Source organism: Streptomyces sp. NPDC059456 (assembly GCF_042750055.1).
Taxonomy (GTDB): Bacteria; Actinomycetota; Actinomycetes; order Streptomycetales; family Streptomycetaceae; genus Streptomyces.
Genome location: NZ_JBHYVA010000945.1, coordinates 1 through 2,493, shown reverse-complemented (window position 1 = coordinate 2,493; position 2,493 = coordinate 1). Strand labels below are relative to the sequence as shown.

At 70.8% G+C, this 2,493-nt stretch carries 2 protein-coding genes and 1 pseudogene; 2 read left to right on the top strand and 1 reads right to left on the bottom strand.

Annotation, left to right across the window (positions count from 1 at the left end; genetic code table 11):
- Positions 1–171: 171 nt before the first annotated feature.
- Positions 172–765 carry a TMEM165/GDT1 family protein gene (locus tag ACFXA3_RS40865; protein WP_385196271.1) on the bottom strand — a complete coding sequence of 198 codons (594 nt, stop codon included), beginning with the start codon at positions 763–765 and terminating at the stop codon, positions 172–174.
- 539 nt (positions 766–1,304) lie between these two features.
- Between ACFXA3_RS40865 and ACFXA3_RS40860 the strand changes: the two genes are divergently transcribed.
- Together ACFXA3_RS40860 and ACFXA3_RS40855 are read left to right on the top strand one after the other, a co-directional pair.
- The gene (locus tag ACFXA3_RS40860; protein WP_385196273.1) at positions 1,305–1,949 is read left to right on the top strand and encodes an HNH endonuclease family protein; all 645 of its coding nucleotides are present in this window, start codon (positions 1,305–1,307) and stop codon (positions 1,947–1,949) included.
- A 105-nt stretch (positions 1,950–2,054) separates the two neighbouring features.
- A pseudogene (locus ACFXA3_RS40855) lies at positions 2,055–2,493 on the top strand (alkaline phosphatase family protein); the annotation flags it as partial.

Below are 2,493 nucleotides of genomic sequence, written 5' to 3'. Positions count from 1 at the left end.
CCCTTGACGGGCCGGCACGGCACGGAAGGACAGTGGACTGGCGGGACGCCCCCGGACCCACACCGACACCGCCCCACCCCACTCCAGACCAAAGCGGCGCCTAAGCCGGATCCGGTGAGCCGGATCCGGTGAGCCGGATCCGACTACCCGGATCCGCCCACCCCGTCGGCCTCAGCCCGCGATCGCCTCGTACAGCGAGAACGCGGCCAGTGCCGCCATCACGCATGCCGCGACCTTCGTGATCAGGCGCAGCGGTACGTACCTCATGAGGGTCTTGCCGCCCAGGATGCCGATGCCCGCGACGGCCCAGAGGGCGAGGACGGCGCCGATGCCGACCGAGAAGGGGTTGTCGTACCGTGCGGCGAGGTTTGCGGTCATGATCTGGGTCAGGTCGCCGAATTCGGCGACCAGGATCAGCATGAATCCGGCCCCGGAGACCTTCCAGAAGGACTGGTCGGCGGGTGCCTTGGCCTCCTCGTCGTCGTCGCTCTTCTTCAGGAGCAGCATGGCCGCGCCCGCGAGGAAGAGGACGCCGACGACGGCTTGGACGAGCCGGTGCGGGAGGAGGGTGAGGACGCTGCCTGCGGCGATGGCGAGTGCGACGTGTACGGCGAAGGCGGCGGCGACGCCGGCGAAGACGTACGAGGCGCGGTAGCGGGTGCCGAGCATCAGGCCGGCGAGGGCGGTCTTGTCGGGGAGTTCGGCGAGGAAGACGACTCCGAACGCGATCGCCGTGACGGTGATGCTGAAGGTGCTGCTGAACACGGGGGAGGGACCTCAATCGGACGGGCAGGACGCCATCGGTACCGAGAGACCTGGGGTGTTTCAGGGGTCGCTTCGGCTCGGCGGCGCCCTGGAGTGGAACAGGACACTGCGGCCGAAGGTCTCGCTGGCCGGCCGTTGTGTGCGGCTTGCCTCCGGGCGCCGGCTGGGGTGACCCAGCAGTATGTCGACGGTCCGGCGAAGAGCTACTCCCCTTCTGCACTGTCCAGGGTACGCGACGGGCGCACCGGCTTGGAATGGGCCTTTGGTCCCGTCGCGGTTCGGGCTCGTGCACGCCCTGGCGCCGGGGCCGTCACGTCCCGTACCGCTCCCGCGTTGCGGCCATACGCCCACCCTCCATTCGGACTCACAACTTCCGTTTAGTTTACGGAAGTTGGCCGCACACGCCTGACGTGCTCATGTCGTAATCCTGTAACCTTGCGCCCGCCGCCACGCAATCTGGCGCCGCCACCATGGCCGCGCCCCTCCGGGGCTGACCGGCCACAATCCCCCCGCATCCAGGGAGCCCCCTCATGTCCCTCATACCTGCTGTCTACGCGCGTCGAGTTGGCGTGATCGCGTCAGCGGCTACGCTCGCCGCCCTCACCGCCCTCGTGAACGCGCCCCTCGCCCAGGCCTCCCCGCCCGCTCCCATCAGCGCCGCGGCCGCCCGCTCGTACCTCGCCACGGTCACCCCGAAGACCGAGGGCTCGCTCAGCGGCTACAGCCGCAGCCTCTTCCCGCACTGGATCACCGTCTCCGGCAGCTGCAACACGCGCGAGACCGTCCTGAAGCGCGACGGCGTCGGCGTCACCACCGACTCCTCCTGCGCCGCCGTGAGCGGCAGCTGGTACTCCGAGTACGACGGCGCCACCTGGACCAACGCGGCCGACCTCGACATCGACCACGTCGTACCGCTCGCCGAGGCCTGGCGCTCGGGAGCCGCCTCCTGGACCACCGCCAAGCGCCAGCAGTTCGCCAACGACCTCACCCGCCCGCAGCTCATCGCGGTCACCGACAACGTCAACCAGGCCAAGGGCGACCAGGACCCGGGCAAGTGGCTGCCGTCGCGGACCGCCTACCGCTGCACGTACGCCCGGATGTGGGTCGACGTGAAGCAGTACTGGGGCCTGAGCATGGACTCCGGCGAGAAGACGGCCCTGGTCAACATCCTCAACGGCTGCTGACCGGTCGCCCTGCCGTTCACCCGGCCTCTCCCCCGCCAGGGGGAGGCCACGCTCCCCTTCCCCGTCGTACCGTGATCCAAGGGGCGATGGAGGAGGGGGAGTTGCATGGCCGGACTGCGTCTGGGGCCACTGCTGCGCCATGTCGACTGGGACACGGGCGATTCGGCCACGATATGGGTCGAGGCCGACCGGCCGTGCACGGCCGAAGTGCGGTGCGCCGACGGGGCCGGCGGCAGCGTGCGCACCTTCCAGGTCGCCGGCCACCACTACGCGCTGATACCGGTGTCGGGCCTGGCCCCGGGGAGCACCACGGCGTACGAGGTGCTGCTCGACGGCGTGCGCGTGTGGCCGCCGGCGGACTCGGCGTTCCCGGCGAGCACGATCAGCACGCCCGCGGTCGCGGCGGCCGGGCGGGCGGCTCCGGGTCTGCGGGTGACGTTCGGGTCGTGGGGGGGGGGGGGGGGGGCGGGGCGGCCGGGGGGGGGGGGGGGGGCGGGGGGCGGGGGAACTCGTGCCGCTGGTACAAGAACAAACAGACCACACA